The organism is Sphingomonas sp. HF-S4 (assembly GCF_032911445.1).
GTDB lineage: Bacteria > Pseudomonadota > Alphaproteobacteria > Sphingomonadales > Sphingomonadaceae > Sphingomonas > Sphingomonas agrestis.
Genome location: NZ_JAWJEJ010000001.1, coordinates 1,139,730 through 1,159,491 on the forward strand (window position 1 = coordinate 1,139,730; position 19,762 = coordinate 1,159,491).

19 protein-coding genes are annotated in these 19,762 nt (G+C 67.0%); 9 read left to right on the forward strand and 10 right to left on the reverse strand.

Annotated features, from left to right (window positions below; genetic code table 11):
• Nucleotides 1-5 precede the first annotated feature (5 nt).
• The 8 genes from RZN05_RS04800 to RZN05_RS04835 all read right to left on the reverse strand — a co-directional run bounded on the left by RZN05_RS04800 (nt 6) and on the right by RZN05_RS04835 (nt 7,730).
• Nucleotides 6-1,583, reverse strand: a complete 1,578-nt coding sequence (locus RZN05_RS04800; protein ID WP_317225480.1) for a pectate lyase — start codon at nt 1,581-1,583, stop codon at nt 6-8.
• A gap of 65 nt (nt 1,584-1,648) precedes the next feature.
• Entirely contained in the window at nt 1,649-1,861 is a 213-nt protein-coding gene (locus RZN05_RS04805; RefSeq protein ID WP_317225481.1) for a hypothetical protein, read from the reverse strand.
• A 66-nt stretch (nt 1,862-1,927) separates the two neighbouring features.
• The gene (locus RZN05_RS04810; protein ID WP_317225482.1) at nt 1,928-3,199 is read right to left on the reverse strand and encodes an N-succinylarginine dihydrolase; all 1,272 of its coding nucleotides are present in this window, start codon (nt 3,197-3,199) and stop codon (nt 1,928-1,930) included.
• Nucleotides 3,186-4,196 (reverse strand): arginine N-succinyltransferase, encoded by a 1,011-nt coding sequence (locus RZN05_RS04815; RefSeq protein WP_317225483.1) that lies wholly within the window; start codon nt 4,194-4,196, stop codon nt 3,186-3,188. Before RZN05_RS04815 ends, RZN05_RS04810 begins: the two co-directional genes overlap by 14 nt.
• On the reverse strand, nt 4,193-5,401 hold the full coding sequence (locus RZN05_RS04820) for a hydrolase (RefSeq protein WP_317225484.1): 1,209 nt from the start codon (nt 5,399-5,401) through the stop codon (nt 4,193-4,195). The genes RZN05_RS04815 and RZN05_RS04820 overlap by 4 nt, the downstream gene beginning before the upstream one ends.
• Nucleotides 5,402-5,482: 81 nt before the next feature.
• Nucleotides 5,483-6,385: a DUF481 domain-containing protein gene (locus RZN05_RS04825; RefSeq protein WP_317225485.1), complete on the reverse strand. Its 903-nt coding sequence runs from the start codon at nt 6,383-6,385 to the stop codon at nt 5,483-5,485.
• A gap of 60 nt (nt 6,386-6,445) precedes the next feature.
• A complete protein-coding gene (locus tag RZN05_RS04830; protein ID WP_317225486.1) occupies nt 6,446-6,940 on the reverse strand; it encodes an RNA pyrophosphohydrolase in 495 nt (164 codons plus the stop codon).
• A gap of 31 nt (nt 6,941-6,971) precedes the next feature.
• The gene (locus RZN05_RS04835; protein WP_317225487.1) at nt 6,972-7,730 is read right to left on the reverse strand and encodes a class II aldolase/adducin family protein; all 759 of its coding nucleotides are present in this window, start codon (nt 7,728-7,730) and stop codon (nt 6,972-6,974) included.
• A gap of 131 nt (nt 7,731-7,861) precedes the next feature.
• Between RZN05_RS04835 and RZN05_RS04840 the strand changes: the two genes are divergently transcribed.
• Nucleotides 7,862-8,788 (forward strand): DUF3829 domain-containing protein, encoded by a 927-nt coding sequence (locus tag RZN05_RS04840; protein WP_317225488.1) that lies wholly within the window; start codon nt 7,862-7,864, stop codon nt 8,786-8,788.
• A gap of 30 nt (nt 8,789-8,818) precedes the next feature.
• Here RZN05_RS04840 and RZN05_RS04845 read toward each other — a convergent pair whose 3' ends face one another.
• Nucleotides 8,819-9,253, reverse strand: coding sequence for a DUF3291 domain-containing protein (locus RZN05_RS04845; RefSeq protein WP_317225489.1), 435 nt, complete (start codon nt 9,251-9,253; stop codon nt 8,819-8,821).
• Between the two features lie 53 nt (nt 9,254-9,306).
• Nucleotides 9,307-10,713: a helix-turn-helix domain-containing protein gene (locus tag RZN05_RS04850; protein ID WP_317225490.1), complete on the reverse strand. Its 1,407-nt coding sequence runs from the start codon at nt 10,711-10,713 to the stop codon at nt 9,307-9,309.
• 252 nt (nt 10,714-10,965) lie between these two features.
• Here RZN05_RS04850 and RZN05_RS04855 point away from each other — a divergent pair, with 252 nt between their 5' ends.
• From RZN05_RS04855 to RZN05_RS04890, 8 genes are all read left to right on the forward strand, one after another.
• Nucleotides 10,966-12,492, forward strand: a complete 1,527-nt coding sequence (locus RZN05_RS04855) for an acyl-CoA carboxylase subunit beta (protein WP_317225491.1) — start codon at nt 10,966-10,968, stop codon at nt 12,490-12,492.
• Nucleotides 12,473-12,904: a lysozyme inhibitor LprI family protein gene (locus RZN05_RS04860; protein WP_317225492.1), complete on the forward strand. Its 432-nt coding sequence runs from the start codon at nt 12,473-12,475 to the stop codon at nt 12,902-12,904. Before RZN05_RS04855 ends, RZN05_RS04860 begins: the two co-directional genes overlap by 20 nt.
• Nucleotides 12,901-13,320, forward strand: coding sequence for a methylmalonyl-CoA epimerase (gene mce / locus RZN05_RS04865; RefSeq protein ID WP_317225493.1), 420 nt, complete (start codon nt 12,901-12,903; stop codon nt 13,318-13,320). Before RZN05_RS04860 ends, mce begins: the two co-directional genes overlap by 4 nt.
• Complete coding sequence (locus RZN05_RS04870) at nt 13,320-14,099, forward strand: enoyl-CoA hydratase-related protein (protein WP_317225494.1); 780 nt, start codon at nt 13,320-13,322, stop codon at nt 14,097-14,099. Before mce ends, RZN05_RS04870 begins: the two co-directional genes overlap by 1 nt.
• A gap of 97 nt (nt 14,100-14,196) precedes the next feature.
• Nucleotides 14,197-16,320 (forward strand): methylmalonyl-CoA mutase, encoded by a 2,124-nt coding sequence (gene scpA, locus RZN05_RS04875; protein WP_317225495.1) that lies wholly within the window; start codon nt 14,197-14,199, stop codon nt 16,318-16,320.
• Nucleotides 16,317-17,348, forward strand: coding sequence for a biotin synthase BioB (bioB, locus tag RZN05_RS04880; RefSeq protein ID WP_317225496.1), 1,032 nt, complete (start codon nt 16,317-16,319; stop codon nt 17,346-17,348). Before scpA ends, bioB begins: the two co-directional genes overlap by 4 nt.
• Nucleotides 17,345-17,719 carry a lysozyme inhibitor LprI family protein gene (locus RZN05_RS04885; RefSeq protein ID WP_317225497.1) on the forward strand — a complete coding sequence of 125 codons (375 nt, stop codon included), beginning with the start codon at nt 17,345-17,347 and terminating at the stop codon, nt 17,717-17,719. Before bioB ends, RZN05_RS04885 begins: the two co-directional genes overlap by 4 nt.
• Nucleotides 17,719-19,725, forward strand: a complete 2,007-nt coding sequence (locus RZN05_RS04890) for an acetyl/propionyl/methylcrotonyl-CoA carboxylase subunit alpha (RefSeq protein ID WP_317225498.1) — start codon at nt 17,719-17,721, stop codon at nt 19,723-19,725. The genes RZN05_RS04885 and RZN05_RS04890 overlap by 1 nt, the downstream gene beginning before the upstream one ends.
• Nucleotides 19,726-19,762 lie beyond the last annotated feature (37 nt).

Sequence of the window (19,762 nt, forward strand, 5' to 3'; positions counted from 1 at the left end):
CCGTGCTATTGGCGTAGCGCGGCGATCAGCACCTTCATGTTCTCGATATAGGTGCCGGTCGAGATGCCGATCACCGGGTTGTCGGTCTCGAAGGGCGAGGTGTCGGTCTTGTCGCCGACCTTGGTACGGCTGAAGTCGCCCGGTGCCGGCGTGCGGGCGCCATCGCCGGCATAGGGATTGCTCGTCGCCTTGAGCTCGGTCGGCCACCAGCCCGCGGGGTTGAGCGACTTGACCAGCGCCTCGGGCGCGCGCTTGCCGCCGGCCGTGTTGAGATCGGAGGTCTCGACTTCCTCCACCAGGAAATAGCGCGGCAGCGGCTGCGAGGTGCGCAGCGGCGAGCCCTTGACGACCTCCGCGGGGTCCGCGGCGGCCAGCTTGTCATAAGCGCGCCGCAGCGCTGGCACGTCGATTGCACGGAACGAGCTGTAATGGGTGATCGTATTGGCCGGGTCGTAATCGGCATAATATTCGCCGTTGACCACGTTCGATCCGCGGCGGTGGACATAGAGCGGGCGATTGGTGCCGATCTCGATGAAGCTGGGATAGGCGCGGCCGTTCTTCACCTGGTCCGCCGGCAGCCGGACCGAGTCGAGCCAGGCGAGCGCCTCTGGCACGCGCGCGAGGAACTTCCGGTCGCCGGTCAGCTGATAGAAGCGCAGCAACTGCTTGATGTTCGACGCGGTGGTGTGGGTGACCAGCGCGTCGGGCTCGTAGGTGCGCGCGCCTACGGGCTTGAGGTCGAGCGTGTATTGCAGTCCCCAGCCGGCCTGGGGTGCGGCCTGCTGCGTCACCAGGAAGACGTTCATCGCGCGGATCAGTGCGTCGTGGATGCGCGGATCGCTGCCCAGCGCCTGATAGGCATAGAGCAGGAACTGGATGTTCTCACCCGCGACATCGTCGTTGAAGGTGATGAAGCCGGTATAGTCGGGCTTGCCGTGATGGCTGAAGTCGCTCTTGAGCGGGTAGCGCTGCGGCCAGCCGCCGATCGGGTACTGGCTGTCGAGGACGAAGTTCAGCGCCTTGTCGAGTGCGGGGCGGTATTTCGGATCGTGCTTCTCGACATAGAGGCGCAGCAGGAACTGCATCGATTCCGAGGTGCCGGCATCGTCGAAGGTGGCGTTGCCCCAATCGTGCTGGAATTCCTCGAGCCGCCAGGCGTTGCGGCCAATCGTATCGTACCAGCGCTTCCGCGAGGCCGCGCCGCCGAAATCGCCGAAATAATGCCAGCCGCCGCTGGGGTGCTGGATCGCGATCAGCGCGTTTGCGGCCTTCTCGGCCGCTTCGTAATAATAGGGGTCGCCGGTGGCGTGGTACGCGTCGAGATAGAGATGCCCCATCGTCGCGGTGCCGGGCGGCTGGACCCAGATCATCGTCGGGAAGGCCTCCATCTCCCCCCAGCGGCGTGACATGTCGGGAAGGTAGGACCAGACATAGCCGCCGTTGACGGCGACCTTCTCGACCATGAAGCGGGTGGCGCGCTTCATGGTGTCGGCGATCTGGCGCTTGTCCGGCGCGGCTGCGGCAGGGAGCGCGAGGCTCGCCGCAAGCATCAGTCCGAGTGCCTTCACCAGCAATCGCCGCATCCCATCCGCTCCCGATTCCATTCTTATTGGGAGAGTTTAGCGATAATGACACCGGTGGCAATGAGTCATTCCGGGACGTCGAACGTGTCGAGGATCTTGGCGCCGGCCATGAACACTGCGATCGGGCAGAGCAGGAACAGCGCCTTGCCGCCGTACCCCGGGAAGCGATCGAGATAGTGGAGGCCGCGCTCCACCGCGCCGGTGCCCAGGCCATAGATGACCAGATAGGCTTCGAACTTGGTCTTGATCGTGAACAGACGGCGGAAGCGGGCGAACATGGGCCCAATGTAAGCAAGCGCCGGGCCAAGCGCAGAAATCCGCCGTTTACAGTTGAGCGACTATGGTTACCTGTCAATTAATTCGACAGTGCCGAGCGTCTCGAACAGCGCGCGGCGCGCGGCCTCGACTCGCGCGACCAGGGCGGCATCGCCGATCGTGTGGGCCTCGATCGCCTCGGGCCAGTGCGCCTCGATCACGGCAGCGATCAGATCGAGCCGGGCTTCGTCGACAAGGAAGCGCGGGTCGATCGTGGCGGGATCGGCGACGACGCGCAGCCGCAGGCAGGCGGGGCCGCCGCCATTGGCCATCGATTGGCGGACATCGACCACTTCGACGCGGCGGATCGGGCCATTGCCGGCGAGATGGTCCTGGAGCCACGCCCAGACGCTCGGCGTCTCACGGGCTTCCTCGGGGATGATCAGCGCGGTCTCGCCCGAGGGCAGCGTCACCAGTTGGGCGTTGAACAGATAGGACGCGATCGCGTCGGCAAGGCTGACCTGCGCAGCGGGGACTTCGACGATCTCGACTTCGGGCAGCGCAGCGCGGAGATCGGCATAAAAGCGCGCCTTGTCGGCAAAGGCGTGCTCGTGCGCGAACAGCACGCGGCCATTGGCGACCGCGACGACATCGTTGTGGAACGCGCCGGCGGCGATCGCCTCTTCGGACTGCTGGACGAACAAGGTGCGCGCCGGATTGAGCCCGTGGCGACGGGCGACGGCATAGCTGGCGTCAGGATGCTGGCGCGCGGGGAAGGGGCCGCCGCTGATCCCGTAGACGAAGACCTCGACGCCGGGCGCGTCGTGCGCGGCGGCGAGCCGCATATGGTTGGCCGCGCCCTCGTCGCCGAACGGGGCGGGGACGGGGGCGTGGACCGCGAAGCCGGGGTGGGCGAAGGCGATTCGGAGTTGGGCCAACGTCTCGGGCCATTCGTGGCTGCGATGCGGCATCGTCGCCAGGTTGGCGACGGTCAGGTGGCAGCGACCGTCGCCAGTGTCGAGCGCGGGCGACACCGTGGCGGCGTTGGCGGCCCACATCGCCGAGGCGGACATCGCCTGGGCCTGGAGGTGCGGGGCGGCGTCGGCGTACTCCGTGGCGAGGCTGGCGAGCCAGGCGTGGTCGGGACGGGCGTGGGGGAGTAGGATGCCCTGGGTCAGCCCGAGGCGCAGGTTGGCCCGCATCTTGGCGATGCCCTGCAGCGCGGCGGCGCGCGGGTATGCGGTCAGCCCGCGATTGCGGGTCGCGGCGAGGTTGCCCGGGCTCAGGCCGGCATAGTTGTGGCTGGGGCCGATGATGCCGTCGAAGTTGATTTCCACGAACCGCGTGTCACCGCCCGACATGCAGAACCTCGTCGCCGGCCGACACGCCGAGGATCTTCGCCGCGGCTGGATCGATCGCCACGCCGGCATCGGACGCGGTGATCTTCCCGAAACACACCTGGAAGTCCGCCAGCCGCCCGCTGGCCAGCATCGCCGGCTCGCCGCCGCCGTCGATCGCGGTGACCGTCGCCGACTTGGCCTCGCGCACGGTGCGGACCAAGTCGGTGCGCGCGGTCATCGTCGGGCCGCCGTCGAAGATGTCGATGTAATTCTCGAATGCGAAGCCCTCATTCTCGAGCATCCGCATCGCGGCGCGGCCCGAGGGGTGGGGCAGGCCGATCACCGAGCGCGCGCTCTCCTGGAGCATCGCGGTGTAGATCGGGTGCTTGGGCATCAAATCGGCGATAAACTGGTTGCCATGGGTGGCGTTGAATTCGTCGGCCTGCTGGAAGTTCATCCCGAAGAAGCGTCCGGCGACGCCATCCCAGAAGGGCGAGCCCCCGGCCTCGTCGATCACCCCGCGCAGCTCGGCGAGGACACGCTCGGCGAAGCGCGCGCGGTGGCGGGCTATGAACAGGTACCGGCTACGGGCGAGCAGCATACCCAGCCCGCCGGCGCGCTCGCCGGGGTGGAGAAAAAGCCCGCCGACTTCGCTGGAGCCTTCGAGGTCGTTGACCAGGCTAAGGATCTCGGCGCGGAAGGTGCGGTTGAGCTCCTGGCTGTGCTTGGTCACCGTGCCCATGCGATAGCTGTAGAAAGGCCAGTGCTGGCCGACATGGGTGAAGATCTGGCACGTGCCGCGGACCTCGCCGGTCTCGCTGTTCTCGAGCACCAGCACGAACAGGTCGTCGAACAGCCCGTCCTCGTCGCGCGCGAAGGCGGCATGGCTGCGGACCAGCTTGGCGCGCAGCGCGTCCTTTTCTGGAGGGAGGTTGGTGAAGCCGCCGCCAGTCAGCTTGGCCATTTCGTAGAGCGGCTGGAGATCCTCGTCGCGCGCGGCGCGGATGCGGAAGGTCATGCGAAGTCCCCATTGGCGATGCGGAGGATGGTCACGGCCGACAAAGCGGCGCGTTCGGGCAGGCTTTCGGGGATCAGGAATTCCTCCGTGGAGTGGATTGCGCCGCCGCGCGCGCCCATCGTGTCAACGACGGGAACGCCGCACGCGGCGATGTTGTTGCCGTCGCAGACCCCGCCGGTGGCCTTCCACGCGACGGGAATGCCGAGATCGGTGCCGACGCTCTGGACGAGCCCGAACAGCTTCTCGGCGCCCGGATCGAGCGGCTTGGGGGGGCGATTGAAGCTGCCGTGAACATCGATGTGAACTTCGTGCGAGGCCATGACGTCGCTTGCGGCGCGCTCGATCGCGGCCTTGGCGATGGCGATGCTCCATTCGTCGCGCGGACGGAAGTTGACGCGCAGGATGGCGAGATCGGGGACGACGTTGTTGGGCCCGCCGCCGTCGATCCGCGCGGGATTGACCGCGAGCCCGGGGGCCTTGGCATCGGCGAGGCGCACCGCGAGCGCGGCGGCGGCGACGAGCGCGTTGCGGCCCTCCTCGGGATTGCGCCCGGCATGCGCGCTGCGGCCGCGGACGACCAGCGAGAAATTGCCGGTCCCGCCGCGCGCGCCGGCGAGCGTGCCGTCGGGGAGCGCGGGCTCGTAGGTGAGTGCCGCGACCTTGCCGCGTGCGGCGCCCTCGATCAGCGCGCGCGACGAGAAGGAGCCGGTCTCCTCGTCCGAATTGATCAGCACTTCATAGCCGAGCTGCGATGCGAGCGGGCTGGCCTCGAGCGCTTCGAGCGCGGCGAGCATCAGCGCGAGGCCCCCCTTCATGTCGGCGGCGCCGGGGGCGTTGAACCGGCCGTCGTCGAGCCATCGGCCCGTCTGGAAGGGATGATCGGCGCCGTACACCGTGTCCATGTGCCCGGTGAGCAGCATCTGGATCGGCGCCTCGGGGCGCACCGCGAGATGGAGGTGGCGGCCATGCGCGATGCTCTCGACGCGGCCATCGGGCGTGACGCTCTCGGCGGGCGCCGGATCGACCAGCGCGAGATGTCCGGGCAGGACGGAGAAGGCGTTCGCCAGTTCCTGCGCGACCTGCGCCAGCCCGGTCAGGTTGCGCGTGCCGCTGTTGATCGCCACCCAGGCCTGCGTCCGCGCGAGCATCGGCGCGCCCGCGACATGCTCGATCGCCGCCTGTTCGATGCTGCAAAGCCCGTTCATCCGGGGGTGGTAGCGCGTCAGGCGTCCAGGGTGAACACCTTGTCGACGAAGCGGGCCATAGCTTGCGGCTCTGGCCCTGCGTCAGAAATCGACGACGAGCGCGGCCCGGCTGGTGGTGTCCTTGGTCTCGCGGCCGATCGGCGGCATGCTTTCGTACTGGAGCGTGTACGAGAATTGCGCCGAAAGCGGGCCGAACAGCTTGGCGAGCAGCGCCGAGCGGCTCGACACCGTGCTGTTGGCGTCCTGCAGATAGGCCGACGCATTTTGCGTCAGCGAGATCTTGGGCGAGAGCTTCCAGCCGAAATCCAGGCTGCCGCGCGCGGCGATGTTGCTCTCGGTCTTGTCGTCGATGAAGCGTGTGAGGCGATATGCCGGCCCGAGTTCGAGATCGAGCTTGACCTTGGGCGACTTGACCGCGCTGTAGCCCGCGCCGCTAGACAGCGAGACGCGGTCGTAAAAGCCCGAGAAGCGATCGCTTTCATATTGCGCGGCGCCATACATGTAGGCGCGATCGTCGAACTTCCAGTTCGGCTCATAGGCGGCGAGATAGCGCTCGCGCGTGACGATGCCGAGGCTCTCCTGGTAATCCGCCTGCAGGCGCAGCTTGTGGCGCCATTCGAGCGCCTCGCGCTTGACCTCGACCACGGCAGTGAGCCCGATATTCTCGCTGTTGCCGGTCTGCACATAGCCGCCCAGCTCGGCACGGCCCTTCACCAGATCGAAGAAGTCGGCCTCGCGGATGCGGCGATTGGCCTTCGCGACGCGATCGTTGCGCCAGTCGCTGGCTATCTTGACGACCAGGTCGGCGCTCGCGGGGTCGGCGGTCCTAGCGTATTTGACGATCACCGAGACATCGCCCTCGCTGCCCGCCGCCATTGCCGAATCGAGCATCGACTTGATCGTCGGCGGGATCACCGGGTCTTCGGCCGCGAAAGCCGCGGTATTGGCCAACAGCAGCGGCAGGGCGAAGAGCAGGGCGCGCATGCCCAACGCCCTAGTCATATTAATAGGGCGCTAAAAGGGCAGTGCGCGACGGACCGATCGTTACGCCCGACGAAGCGTTTCGAGTTCTTCGGCGAATATTTCCAGGAGTTGGCGGTAGAGGTGGCGCTTGAACGGGACGATAATGTCGGGAAGGTCGGCGGGCGCCGCCCATCGCCATGCGCGGAACTCGGGCTCGGCAGTGGCGATGTTCACATCCGCGTCTTCGCCGCTGAACCGGAACAGGAACCAGCGTTGCCGCTGGCCGCGCCACTTGCCCTTCCAAACCTTGCCGATCAGGTCATCGGGCAGGTCATAGGTCAGCTCGTCGGGCGCGGTGGCGACCAGCTCGGCATGCTCGCGCGCGACGCCGGTCTCTTCCCACAGTTCGCGCCAGGCGGCATCGAGCGGATCCTCGCCCGGATCGATCCCGCCCTGCGGCATCTGCCAGGCCTCGAGCACCGAATCGAGCCGCTGACCGACGAACACCAAGCCATCGCGATTGACCAGCATGACGCCCGCGCAGGGACGATAGGGAAGCGACTGGATATCGGTCATGCGGGGCGCCTATCACATCGCGGCAGATTCGCTAGTCGCGCCAGCTCTTGTCGGTGCGATCGACCAGCCGGACCATCGCGGCGAAGTCGGCGGCGCCGGGGCCGCCGGGCACCTGCGCCATGTGGAGGTCGCGCTGGTGGACCGCGACGACCTCGTCGGAAACCACCAGGGGCGTGCCCATGCTTGCAGTGGCGACCTGGATCTCGCAGGCGCGCTGGAGCGCCCAGTGCATGATGAACGCTTCCGGCACGGTGCGGCCCATCACCAATATGCCGTGGTTGCGCAGCAGCATCACGCGCTTTTCGCCGAGGTTTGCGAGGAGGCGCTCGCCTTCCTCGTCGCGGACGGTGACGCCCTCGAAGTCGTGATAGGCGATCTGGCCGGCGAAGTTGCAGGCATAGAAATTGACCGGCTGCAGCCCGCCCTCGACGCTGCTCACTGCCATGCCCGCGGTGGTGTGGGTATGCGCGATGCAATGCGCGTCGGGCAGGTGGCGGTGGAACAGCGCATGCTGGACGAAGCCGGCGCGGTTGACCGGATAGGGCGAGTCGTCGAGCTTGTTGCCGTCGATGTCGATCTTGACGAGGTTCGATGCCTTCACTTCGCTGAAATGCAGCCCGAACGGATTTATCAGGAACGCGCCTTCCTCGTCCGGCACCTTGAGCGTGATATGGTTGTAGATCATCTCCGACCAGCCGAGATGATCGAACACGCGATAGCAGGCGGCAAGCTGCTGACGTGCTTCCCATTCGGCTTCGGTCATCTGCGACGCGCGCAAAGCGGTGGCCATTGTACCTCTCCCAAGGCGATTTTCGGCCACTATGCCATGCCCGGGAGGGGAGCGGCAACTGCGGGGTCGTGCAGGGATCGAAATCCGCGAAGATGCGTTGCGCTGTCGCAACGATCGAGGGGAAGTCCGATATGCGCGTGCTCAGTTTGGGTCAGGGTGTCGCCCTGGCGGGGTTGGTCCTGCTGACGGCGTGCGGCGGGGGTGCCGGAGGCGGCGGCAACGACGCGGTCGCAGTCGCGGCGTCGCCCGATGCGGCCGCCAAGGTCAGCGCCTATACCGAGGCGTACAACGCGCTGATCGACACGTTCGGTCTGCCGCGGACCGCCGACGAATATAAGGAGGAGCGGATCGCCACGCGCTCGCCATCGGACAATATCTCGATCAGCAAGGGCTGGATCGATACCGCGCAGGGCAAGCTCAAGGCAGCGCGGGCGCTTCCGGGCTCGGTGGGAGTGCTCGACACGAAGGCGGAGGCGCTCGACACTGCGCTGACCAAGCTGATGGCGCGGCTCGGGCCGCTGCACGATTACTACAACACCAAGGCGTATCGCGAGGACGCACTCAAGCGCGGCAAGGCCGAGGATGCGCAGATGACCGCCGAGTTCGATGCGGCCCTGAAGGCGATGGAGGATTTCGACGCCACGCTGGTCCAGCAGCGCCGCGCCGGAGCAGAGGCCGAGCTGGCCAAGCTCAAGGCCGACGGGAACATGGTCGACTATTACAACAAGGCGATGCTGGTGCAGGCCGAGGATCTGGTCCAGCTGTTCGGAAAGCCCGAGGACCTCAAGGATCCCGCGGTATTCGCCAAGGGCGACACGATCCTGGCCTCGCTCGAGAAGTCGCTCGCCGAGCAGAAAAAGGCCGTGACCGAAGGCAAGGCCAAGGCGACCGAGCCCCTCGAGAAGAGTCGGCTCGGCGTTTCGGAGATCGTCGCCGACATGCTCGGCTCGATGATCGGCCATTATCGTCAGCTCAAGCAGTCGCATTCGGCGAGCGACGCGCAATCGATGGTCGATTCCTACAACCGTGCGGTGGGTTCGGCGAACCGCAACATCTGATGGTGCACCTCCTCTTCGCCGAGTCTCGGGTCAGCGCTGGCGCGGCGTGATGGGCGCGCCGGCGCCCGGGCGGGGAGGGGCGAAGTCCATCGCCAGATGCGCGGGCGTTGGGTTGCGGACCTTTGAGGGCCGGCCTTCACGCCGCATGCGTGCATCGGCCTCGGGCCAGCTTGGCATCGTCAGGTCGGGCTGCTCCCAATGGACGATGCTCGCCTCGTCGCACCAGTGGATCAGCTTTGGCATCGCCTTCTTGTGCGAGCCTGCCTTGATATAGGCGCGCATGTCGGCGGCTTGGTCCCAGATGGTCAGCGTCCAGAAGGTCCAGCGGCGATCGGGCAGCAGCGCTCCGGCACGGAACCCCGACGCGGCCGAGGCCTGGCGGCTGGTTCGATAGGCATGGAGGAAGAAGGCAGGCAGAAAGCGCCACGACCGGACGCGCAGGCGAGTGACACTGACGAAGGGCATCGATTTCTCCCGGTAGCGTGGCCGTGGCCTGTAGGCCGGATGCAACCGAAGCCCTAGCGAAACGCGTAGGGCACCACGCTACGGCGGTCGGCGTCGATCTCGATGACGGATCCCGCGGGCGGGAAGGCGCGCTGGTCGCAATCGGTGCGCGGGCAGATACGGCAGCTGGCACCGATCGGCGTGGCCGCGCCGCCGGGGCGGAGGTCGTCGGCATAGACGAAGTCGGCGGCATGGGCCTCCTCGCAGCCCAAGGCGACCGCGTAGCGCCGCGGCGGGCGGGCATAGCTGCCCGACGGCTTGACCAGTCCCTTGGCCATCGAGACGTAGCGCGTGCCGTCGGGCATCTCGGCCAATTGGACCAGGATGCGGTCGGGGATCGCCACGGCCTCGTGGACGATCCACAGCGGGCAGGCGCCTCCCAATGCCGCAAACTGGAGCCGGGTGGCCGAGTGGCGCTTGGTGATGTTGCCCGCCATATCGACGCGACAGAAGAAGAAGGGCAGGCCGGCCGCGCCGGGGCGCTGGAGCGTCGAGAGGCGGTGGCACGCCTGTTCGAAGCTCACCCCGAAGCGCTGCCGCAGCCGATCGATGTCGTGGCGGACCTCGCGAGCGCGGGTGCGGAAGGCGTTGTACGGCATCAGCAGCGCGCCGGCGGCGTAATTGGCGAGGCCGACGCTGAGCAGTTCGCGCGACGCCTGGCCGGCGAGCCCGGCCTCGGCGACGACATGATGCATCTCGTTGGCGAACTCGTAGCGCACCAGCCGATGCGCGAGCAGGAACGCGCGGCTTTCGAGCGGGAGCCCGGCGTTGAGCGCGAGCGTGCGTGTCGCTTCGTCGAAGCGGCTGAGCTGGCTGCCGTCGGAATCCTCGCCGGTCACGCGGACCCCGTGCCAGCGGCGCAGCCGGTCTTCGAGCGCCTGGGTGACCGGACCCTCGTCGAGCGCGTCGGCGAGCGCTTCGGCCGAGCGGTCGATCACGTCGATGTAATTGCCCTCGGCCTGGAACCAGTCGCGCACTTCCTCCCAGGGGAGGGGGGCTGCGTCGCTCGATCCCGTATCGAAGCGGTCGTCGAGGACGCGGAGCTGCTCCTGGCTGCGGCGCCATGCCTCGTGGACCGCGACGAGGCGGCGGGCGAGGAGGGGCTGCTGCTCGAGCCCGCGGCGGACATCGGGCTCGCTCAGCGCGTGCGCGGGGATGCTGGTGTCGGTCGCGGCGTCGATCGTGCGAAGCAGCGCGGAGGTCTCGGCCTCGGTGCCGATGTCGGCCGCCTCCATCGGGAACTCGCGAGCGAGCGCGAGCAGGACGACGTCGGTTATCGGGCGGCCGTTATTCTCGATCTGCGAGAGATAGGGGACCGAAATGCCGAGTTGCGTCGCCATCGCCGCCTGGCTGAGGCCGAGGCGGCGGCGCAGCTCACGCAGGCGGAAGCCTTCGAACAGCCGGCGGCGGGGGGATCTCAAACTCCCCTCCCTGCAAGGTAGGGGTGGGGGGTGGGTGCACGGCCTGCAGGGTCGCGCTCCTCACGAGGGCTCGCTTCGCTCGCACCCACCCCCATCCCCTCCCTTTCAGGGAGGGGCGTGTTGTTGGGCAGGCGGCACGCGCTTCTCATAGTTGGATCATATTCTGCAAACCTCTCCGCCGCAACTTTACAACATTGCATTTGCGCGGCCGTGCGTCCCCTGTGCAGAAGGCGCCACCTGCTGGAGACCTGCATGTCGTCGACGATCGAGGAACTGGAGCGCCGCCGCGCCGCGGCCCGGCTGGGCGGCGGGCAGAAGCGCATCGACGCGCAGCACGCCAAGGGCAAGCTCACGGCGCGCGAACGCGTGGAAGTGCTGCTCGACCAGGGATCGTTCGAGGAGCTCGATATGTATGTCGAGCATAACTGCGTCGATTTCGGCATGGCCGAGCAGATCATTCCCGGCGACGGCGTCGTCACCGGCAGCGGCACGATCAATGGCCGGCTCGTCTTCGTGTTCAGCCAGGATTTCACGGTGTTCGGCGGCTCGCTCAGCGAGCGCCACGCGCAGAAGATCTGCAAGGTGATGGACATGGCGATGAAGGTCGGCGCGCCCGTCATCGGCCTCAACGACAGCGGCGGCGCGCGCATCCAGGAGGGCGTCGCGTCGCTCGGCGGCTATGCCGAGGTGTTCCAGCGCAACGTGCTTGCGAGCGGCGTCGTGCCGCAGCTCAGCCTGATCATGGGGCCCTGCGCAGGCGGGGCCGTCTATTCTCCCGCGATGACCGACTTCATCTTCATGGTGAAGGATTCATCGTATATGTTCGTCACCGGCCCAGATGTAGTGAAGACCGTTACCAACGAGATCGTCACGCAGGAGGAACTGGGTGGTGCGGTGACGCATACCACGAAGTCGGGGGTCGCAGACGTGGCCTTCGATAACGATATCGAGGCGCTGCTCGCGGCCCGCGACTTCGTGGACTTCTTGCCGGGGTCGAACCGCGAGGCCGTGCCCGAGCGGCCGTGCGACGATCCCTGGGATCGCATCGAGGACAGCCTCGACACGCTGATCCCACCCAGCGCCAACCAGCCCTATGACATGCACGAGTGCGTGCGGAAGGTGCTCGACGAAGGCGAGTTCTTCGAACTGCAGCCGACGCATGCGGGCAATATCCTGATCGGCTTCGGCCGGATCGAGGGGCGCACGGTGGGTGTGGTCGCCAACCAGCCGATGGTGCTCGCCGGGGTGCTCGACATCAATTCGAGCAAGAAGGCGGCGCGGTTCGTGCGCTTCTGCGATGCGTTCGACATCCCGATCGTGACCTTCGTCGACGTTCCCGGCTTCCTGCCGGGCGTCGGGCAGGAGCATTCGGGGATCATCAAGCATGGCGCCAAACTGCTGTTCGCTTATGCCGAGGCGACCGTCCCTAAGATCACCGTGATCACTCGGAAAGCCTATGGCGGCGCGTACGACGTGATGGCCTCGAAGCACCTCCGCGGCGACTTGAACTACGCCTGGCCCACCGCGGAGATCGCGGTGATGGGGGCGAAGGGCGCGGTGGAGATCATCTTCCGCGGCAAGACCTCCGAGGAGATCGCCGAGCGCACCGCCGAGTACGAGGCGCGCTTCGCCAATCCGTTCGTGGCGGCGAGCAAGGGGTTCATCGACGAAGTAATCCTGCCGCATTCCACGCGGCGTCGGGTGGCGCTGGGGCTACGGAAGCTGCGGGGCAAGCAGCTCGAGAACCCGTGGAAGAAGCATGACAATATTCCGCTTTGAGCTGGCGTTACTCGTCCTTGCTGCAATCCCGTCTTCGGGAGCCGCGGCGCGACAATCGATTGGTGCGTCGTGCGACAATGTCGATCCGTTCGTGGAGCGCGAATGTGTCGACAGGCGTATAGAAGCGAAGAAGCGGCGGCTCGCTTCGCTCTATACTGAGGCGTTGACTGCGGTTCGCGGCAACTTCGCTCGCTATGGCAGTCAGGACAATCGGAGCAATCCCGACTACCTCATGCGGTCTCAGATGTCGTGGACGCAGTTCGTGGACAATGATTGCAAGGTGCAGGCAGCGTTCGGTGGCGGCTCCAATTCGTCGATCAGCGAGCGCGAGACAGGCTGCTACGAGGATGCCCTCGACCGTCGGATCGAGTTTCTCGAGCAGCTTGCTGACGGGAGCTTCGGAACCGGATGAAACTCGGCCGTCTCAATCATGTCGGCGTCGCGACGCCTTCGATCGCGAACGCCATCGCCTTCTATCGCGACACGATGGGGGCGGAAGTGATCCGCGCGCCCTTCGATCTGCCCGCACAGGGGGTGAAGGTGTGCTTCGTCGATACGCCCAATACCCAGATCGAGCTGATCGAGCCGCTGGGCGAAGGCTCGCCGATCCACGGCTTTCTCGCCAAGAACCCGGCGGGGGGGCAGCATCATCTCTGCTACGAGGTGCCCGATATCGACGAAGCCAAGGCGTGGTTCGAGGCCAAGGGCGCGCGGGTGCTCGGCGAACCGCGGATCGGGGCGCACGGGACGATGATCTTCTTCGTGCATCCGCGCGACATGGGGGGCGTTCTCACCGAGATCATGGAGACGCCGAAGGGCGAGCATTGATGGCCTACGAACACATCCTCACCGAGCGGCGCGGCGACGTGCTGGCGATCACGCTCAACCGGCCCGAGCGGCTCAATGCCGCGCCGACTGCGATGTTCGACGAGATCAAGGCGGCGATCGGCGACCTCGATGGCGCGCGCGCGGTGCTGCTGCTCGGCGCCGGCCGCGCATTCTGCTCGGGGGCCGATGTCGCGGGTGGCCTGTCGGCAGGCGATCCCGGCGAGACGAGCCATGCGGCGCTGACCGAGCATTACAATCCGGCGCTACTTGCGATCGCCGAGCTTGACGTGCCGGTGGTGAGCGGGGTGCGCGGGCCTGCGGCGGGGATCGGGTGCAGCCTGGCACTCGCCGCCGATTTCTGCATCGCGGCGAGCAATGCCTATTTCCTCCAGGCGTTCGTCAATATCGGGCTCGTGCCCGATGGCGGGGCGAGCTGGATGCTGCCGCGGATCGTCGGGCGGGCGCGTGCGCTCGAGATGATGCTGCTCGGCGAAAAGGTCCACGCCGAGAAGGCGCGCGACTGGGGCATGGTGTACGAAGTCGTCCACGAAGACGTAGTCGACAGCGAGGCATGGCGGCTCGCCGAGCGGCTCGCGGCGGGGCCGACGGTGGCGCTCGGGCTGATCCGGCGCCAGCTCCACGCGGCGCTCGACGGAGGCTATGCCGAGGCGATGGCGCGCGAGGCCGACAACCAGCGCACCGCGCGCGGGACGGCGGATTCGATCGAGGGCGGGATGGCGTTCCTCCAGAAGCGCAAGCCGGAGTTCAAGGGACGGTGAGTATGTGCGTTCGTCGTGCTCCTGCGAAAGCAGGAACCCAGGGTAACAATGGGCATCACTCGCGGCCCTCGGCTCCTGCTTTCGCAGGAGCACCAAAGTGAGCGATCTCGACGCCTGGGCGAAGCTTGCTGCGAAGGAAGTCAAGGACGCCGATCTCACCTGGCACACGCCCGAGGGGATCGCGGTCAAGCCGCTCTACACCGCCGCCGATGCACCCGATCCGGGCCTCCCCGGCTTCGCGCCGTTTACGAGGGGCGTGAAGGCGACGATGTATGCCGGGCGGCCCTGGACGATCCGCCAATATGCCGGCTTCTCGACCGCCGAGGAATCGAACGCCTTCTATCGCCGCAACCTCGCCGCCGGGCAGAAGGGGCTGAGCATCGCGTTCGATCTCGCCACGCACCGGGGCTATGACAGCGACCATCCGCGCGTCACCGGCGATGTCGGCAAGGCCGGAGTGGCGATCGATACGCTCGCCGACATGCAGATCCTGTTCGACGGCATCCCGCTCGACGAGATGTCGGTAAGCATGACGATGAACGGCGCGGTGCTGCCGTGTCTGGCCTTCTACATCGTCGCTGCGGAAGAGCAGGGCGTCCGCCAGGACCAGCTCACCGGGACCATCCAGAACGACATCCTCAAGGAGTTCATGGTCCGCAACACCTACATCTATCCGCCCGAACCCTCGATGCGGATCATCGCGGACATCATCGCCTATACCGCGCAGCACATGCCGCGGTTCAACTCGATCTCGATCTCGGGCTATCACATGCACGAGGCGGGGGCGACCGCGGTGCAGGAACTCGCCTTCACGCTCGCCGACGGCATGGCCTATGTCCGCGCGGCGCAGGCGCGCGGGCTCGATATCGACGCGTTCGCGGGGCGGCTGTCGTTCTTCTTCGGCATCGGCATGAACTTCTTCATGGAAGTCGCCAAGCTGCGCGCCGCGCGGATGCTGTGGAGCCGGATCATTGCCGGGTTCGGCGGCAGCGCGCGCTCGCAGACACTGCGTACCCATTGCCAGACCTCGGGCGTGTCGCTCACCGAACAGGATCCGTACAACAACGTCATCCGCACCACGATCGAGGCGATGGCCGCGACCTTCGGCGGTACCCAGTCGCTCCACACCAACAGCCTCGACGAGGCAGTGGCGCTGCCGACCGACTTCTCCGCCCGGATCGCGCGCAACACCCAGCTTATCCTCCAGGAAGAGACCGGGATGACGCATGTCGTCGATCCGCTGGGCGGGAGCTTCTATGTCGAGGCGCTGACCAACGAGCTCGCCGCCAAGGCCTGGGCGCTGATTGAGCAGGTCGAGGCGCTGGGGGGCATGACCCATGCCGTCGAGAGCGGGATGCCCAAGGAGCATATCGAGCGCGCCGCCGCCGCCCGCCAGGCGCGCGTCGATCGCGGCGAGGACGTGATCGTCGGGGTCAACAAGTATCGCCTCGCCGAAGAGACGCCGATCGACATCCTCGAGATCGACAACACCCGGGTCCGCGCCGACCAGATCAAGCGTATCGCCCAGACCCGCGCGGAACGCGATGCCGACGCAGCCGAGGCGGCGCTGGGCAACCTCCGCCGCGGCGCGCAGGGCAACGAGAACCTGCTCGCTTTGTGTGTCGAGGCGGCCCGCGCCCGCTGCACGCTCGGCGAGATGTCGGCGGCGATGGAAGTCGCGTTTGGGCGCCACGCGGTGGGAGTGACGCCGATCAAGGGAGTCTATGGCCCCGCGCATGCCGAGGACAAGGGCTGGCTGCGCGCCGAGGAAGGCGTCGCCGCGTTCGAGCGCCGCGCCGGGCGCAAGCCGCGCGTGCTCGTCGCCAAGATGGGGCAGGACGGGCATGATCGCGGCGCCAATGTCGTCGCCAGCGCCTTTGCCGATCTCGGCTTCGACGTCGTCTCGGGGCCGTTGTTCCAGACGCCGGCGGAAACCTGCGCGCTGGCGATCGACAAGGACGTCGACGTCGTCGGCGCGTCGAGCCTCGCCGCCGGGCACAAGACGCTGATTCCCGAACTGGTGACGGCCCTCAAGGAGGCCGGACGGGCGGACATCAAGGTCGTCGCGGGCGGGGTGATCCCCCCGCAGGACTATGAGTTCCTGCGCGCGCACGGCGTGCAGGCGATCTTCGGACCGGGGACCAATCTGGTCAACGCGGCGGCCGAAGTGCTCAAGCTGCTGGGGCATAATCTGCCGCCGATCGACGAGGCTGCCGAATGAACGAGATACTTCTTAGCCCCTCCCCTGAAGGGGAGGGGCTCAGGAACGACTGGACCCGCGACGAGATCGCCGAGCTGTTCGACTTGCCCTTCACCGAGTTGCTGTTCCGCGCGGCCGAGAAGCATCGCGCGCACCACGCGCCCGACCAGGTCCAGCTCTCGACCCTGTTGTCGATCAAGACGGGCGGCTGTCCGGAGGATTGCGGCTATTGCAACCAGTCGGTGCACGCCGAGACCGGGCTCAAGGCGACCAAGCTGATGGACGTCCGCGCGGTGCTCCAGGCGGCGGCGCAGGCCAAGGACAATGGCTCGAGCCGCTTCTGCATGGGCGCGGCGTGGCGCAACCCCAAGGATCGCGACATGCCCGCGATCGTCGAGATGGTGCAGGGCGTCCGCCAGATGGGGATGGAGACGTGCATGACGCTGGGCATGCTGACGCCGGCCCAGGCGGCGATGCTCGGCGATGCCGGGCTCGATTACTACAACCACAATATCGATACCTCGCCCGAGCGCTATGGCGAGGTCATCACCACGCGCAGCTTCGAGGAGCGGCTCGACACGCTCGAGCATGTCCGTCAGGCGGGGATCAACGTGTGCTGCGGTGGTATCGTCGGGATGGGCGAGACGCGCGAGGATCGCGTCGGCTTTATCCATGAGCTGGCGACGCTGCCGCGGCATCCCGAGAGCGTGCCGGTCAATGCGCTGGTGCCGGTCAAGGGCACCGTGCTCGGCGACATGCTTGCCGATACGCCGCTCGCCAAGATCGACGATATCGAGTTCGTGCGCACCGTTGCGGTGGCGCGGATCACCATGCCCGAGAGCATGGTCCGGCTCTCGGCCGGGCGCGAGAGCATGAGCGATGCCACTCAGGCCTTGTGCTTCCTGGCCGGCGCCAACTCGATCTTCACCGGCGACAAATTGCTCACCACCGGCAATGCCGGCGACGACAAGGACGCGGCGCTGTTCGAGCGGCTGGGGCTTGTGGCGATGCCCGCGCAGGTCAAGGCCGAACTGGAGGCAGCCGAATGATGTTCCTCGCCCTATTGTTCGTCAGCGCTCATGCGCCGAACTGCACCGATCCGGTCACGCAGTCGGACATGAACCGCTGTGAGACACTGCGTTTCGAAGCGGCGGATCGCGCGATGAACGGGCAGTGGAAGCTCACGCTGGCGGCGGAGCGCACTGCCGATCGATCGCCTTCGGGCGACGGCCGCCCCGGCTATGCCGACCAGCTGCTCAAGGCGCAGCGGGCGTGGCTCGCCTATCGCGACGAGCATTGCCGCAGCGACGGCTATCGCATGCGCGGCGGCAGCGCCGAACCGATGCTGATCGCGGGCTGCCGCGCCGAACTTACCGAGCAGCGCACCAAGCAGCTTGCCGCCCTTGTCGAGGACCATTGATGTTCAAGAAAATCCTGGTCGCCAATCGCGGCGAGATCGCGTGCCGCGTGATGCGCACCGCCAAGAAGATGGGCTTGGCCACCGTTGCGGTCTATTCGGACGCCGATGCGCGCGCGCCGCACGTGCTGATGGCGGACGAGGCGGTGCGGCTCGGGCCGGCGCCCGCGGCGGAGAGCTACCTCAAGCCCGAACTGATCCTGCTCGCCGCCAAGGAAACCGGGGCGGACTGCATCCATCCGGGCTATGGCTTCCTGTCGGAGCGCGAGAGCTTCGCGCGGGCCTGCGCCGAGGCGGGAATCGCGTTCGTCGGGCCGCCGCCCAATGCCATCGCGGCGATGGGCGACAAGATCGAGTCGAAGAAGCTCGCCAAGGAAGCGGGGGTGAACGTCGTCCCCGGCTTTGTCGGCGAGATCGACGATACCGAGCATGCGGTGCGGATCGCCACCGAGATCGGCTATCCGGTGATGATGAAGGCCTCGGCCGGCGGCGGTGGCAAGGGGATGCGGCTGGCCTATAGCGAGGCCGATGTCCGCGAAGGATTCGAGGCGACCAAGCGCGAAGGGCTGGCAAGCTTCGGCGACGATCGCGTGTTCATCGAGAAGTTCATCGAGAGCCCGCGCCACATCGAGATCCAGGTGCTCGGCGACCAGCACGGCAACATCGTCTATCTTAACGAACGCGAATGCTCGATCCAGCGGCGGCACCAGAAGGTGGTCGAGGAGGCGCCGTCGCCCTTCGTCACGCCCGAAATGCGCAAGGCCATGGGCGAGCAGGCGGTCGCGCTGGCGCGGGCGGTAGGCTATTATTCGGCGGGTACGGTCGAGCTGATCGTCTCGGGCGCCGATACCAGCGGCACCGGCTTCTACTTCCTCGAGATGAATACCCGGCTCCAGGTCGAGCACCCGGTGACCGAGGAGATCACGGGCATAGACCTGGTCGAGCAGATGATCCGCGTCGCGGCGGGTGAGGCGCTGGCCTTCACCCAGGACGAGGTGAAGATTCATGGCTGGTCGATCGAGAACCGGGTGTATGCCGAGGACCCCTATCGCGGTTTCCTGCCATCGACCGGACGGCTGGTGCGCTATCGCCCGCCTGTCGAGGCGCGCGACGAGGCGGGGGTGACCCGGGTCGACGACGGCGTGACCGAGGGCAGCGAGATCTCGATGTTCTACGATCCGATGATCGCCAAGCTGGTGACCTGGGCGCCGACGCGCGAGGAGGCGGCCGATCGCCAGGTCGCGGCGCTCGATCGCTTCCGGATCGAGGGGATTGGGCACAACATCGATTTCCTATCGGCGATCATGCAGCACCCGCGCTTTCGTTCGGGCGAACTCACCACCGGGTTCATCGCCGAGGAATATCCCGAGGGCTTTGAAGGCGCGCCGGCGTCGGCGGCGCTCAAGCGCAAGCTCGCGGCGGCGGCGGCGGTGATCGACCGGACGCGGGCGGTGCGCGCCGCACAGATCAGCGGCCAGCTCAACGGCAGCACCGAGGCGGCAGGCGAGCGCGTAGTCACCATCGATGGCGAGCGGTTCGAGCTGACCGTCGAGAGCCTGGGTGGCATCGAGCTGGTGCGTGGGGCGGGCGAGCCGATGGAAGTCGTCGGGCACTGGCGGCTCGGCGAGCCGCTGTTCGCCGTGCGGATCGACGAGGAAGCGCTCACTCTGGGCGTCGAGCGCAAGGGATCGGCCTGGCGGCTGACGGCGCACGGCGCGTCGCATCGCGTCGAGGTGCTCCCGCCGCATGTCGCGCAGTATCGCCACCACATGATCGAGAAGGTGCCGCCCGACATGAGCCGCTTCCTGCTCGCGCCGATGCCGGGACTGCTCAGCCAGCTCCATGTATCGCCGGGCGACAAGGTCGAGGCGGGGCAGGCGCTCGCGGTGGTCGAGGCGATGAAGATGGAGAATATCCTCCGCGCCGAGCGGGCGGGGGTGGTCAAGGCCGCAAACTTCGCGCCGGGAGATGCGCTGGCGGTGGACGCGGCGATCCTCGAGTTCGAGTAGGCGCGAGTAGCGGCAACCTCCTTCCCTCTCCCCGGAG

Excerpts from the sequence above, each read along its gene's own strand:
- RZN05_RS04800 (WP_317225480.1), bottom strand. The coding sequence starts at position 1,583 with ATGCGGCGATTGCTGGTGAAGGCACTCGGACTGATGCTTGCGGCGAGC.
- RZN05_RS04805 (WP_317225481.1), bottom strand. The coding sequence starts at position 1,861 with ATGTTCGCCCGCTTCCGCCGTCTGTTCACGATCAAGACCAAGTTCGAA.
- RZN05_RS04810 (WP_317225482.1), bottom strand. The coding sequence starts at position 3,199 with ATGTCGGGCGGTGACACGCGGTTCGTGGAAATCAACTTCGACGGCATC.
- RZN05_RS04815 (WP_317225483.1), bottom strand. The coding sequence starts at position 4,196 with ATGACCTTCCGCATCCGCGCCGCGCGCGACGAGGATCTCCAGCCGCTC.
- RZN05_RS04820 (WP_317225484.1), bottom strand. The coding sequence starts at position 5,401 with ATGAACGGGCTTTGCAGCATCGAACAGGCGGCGATCGAGCATGTCGCG.
- RZN05_RS04825 (WP_317225485.1), bottom strand. The coding sequence starts at position 6,385 with ATGCGCGCCCTGCTCTTCGCCCTGCCGCTGCTGTTGGCCAATACCGCG.
- RZN05_RS04830 (WP_317225486.1), bottom strand. The coding sequence starts at position 6,940 with ATGACCGATATCCAGTCGCTTCCCTATCGTCCCTGCGCGGGCGTCATG.
- RZN05_RS04835 (WP_317225487.1), bottom strand. The coding sequence starts at position 7,730 with ATGGCCACCGCTTTGCGCGCGTCGCAGATGACCGAAGCCGAATGGGAA.
- RZN05_RS04840 (WP_317225488.1), top strand. The coding sequence starts at position 7,862 with ATGCGCGTGCTCAGTTTGGGTCAGGGTGTCGCCCTGGCGGGGTTGGTC.
- RZN05_RS04845 (WP_317225489.1), bottom strand. The coding sequence starts at position 9,253 with ATGCCCTTCGTCAGTGTCACTCGCCTGCGCGTCCGGTCGTGGCGCTTT.
- RZN05_RS04855 (WP_317225491.1), top strand. The coding sequence starts at position 10,966 with ATGTCGTCGACGATCGAGGAACTGGAGCGCCGCCGCGCCGCGGCCCGG.
- RZN05_RS04860 (WP_317225492.1), top strand. The coding sequence starts at position 12,473 with ATGACAATATTCCGCTTTGAGCTGGCGTTACTCGTCCTTGCTGCAATC.
- mce (WP_317225493.1), top strand. The coding sequence starts at position 12,901 with ATGAAACTCGGCCGTCTCAATCATGTCGGCGTCGCGACGCCTTCGATC.
- RZN05_RS04870 (WP_317225494.1), top strand. The coding sequence starts at position 13,320 with ATGGCCTACGAACACATCCTCACCGAGCGGCGCGGCGACGTGCTGGCG.
- bioB (WP_317225496.1), top strand. The coding sequence starts at position 16,317 with ATGAACGAGATACTTCTTAGCCCCTCCCCTGAAGGGGAGGGGCTCAGG.
- RZN05_RS04885 (WP_317225497.1), top strand. The coding sequence starts at position 17,345 with ATGATGTTCCTCGCCCTATTGTTCGTCAGCGCTCATGCGCCGAACTGC.
- RZN05_RS04890 (WP_317225498.1), top strand. The coding sequence starts at position 17,719 with ATGTTCAAGAAAATCCTGGTCGCCAATCGCGGCGAGATCGCGTGCCGC.